This window comes from Vibrio sp. OPT46 (assembly GCF_015163535.1).
Classification (GTDB): Bacteria; Pseudomonadota; Gammaproteobacteria; order Enterobacterales; family Vibrionaceae; genus Vibrio; species Vibrio alginolyticus.
In genome coordinates, this window is record NZ_JADDYG010000737.1 from 1 (window position 1) to 230 (window position 230).

Here is a 230-nt window from a genome sequence, read left to right on the forward strand (position 1 = left end):
CGCACATCAGATGCAAGTAGGATCGGGTCCTTTGTATTTTCCGCGGATTCCAACATTGTGTTGGCAATCGTGCGAATATCTTTTAGTGGCACTTGGTCTAATAAAAGCTGACGATATACTTTCAGCTGCTGCGCTGGATTAAGTGCTGCTGCTAATGCTTCTGCTAGTTTCGGGGCTTGTTGTGTCAAACGCTGGGTTATTGCTTCCACATCGTCGTGCGTAAACAATTC

General features: G+C 46.1%; 1 protein-coding gene. It reads right to left on the reverse strand.

Annotation, left to right across the window (positions count from 1 at the left end; genetic code table 11):
- Window positions 1–230, reverse strand: a 230-nt coding sequence (locus tag IQR33_RS36090) for an FHIPEP family type III secretion protein (RefSeq protein ID WP_193844206.1), incomplete at both ends; no start/stop codon positions are given.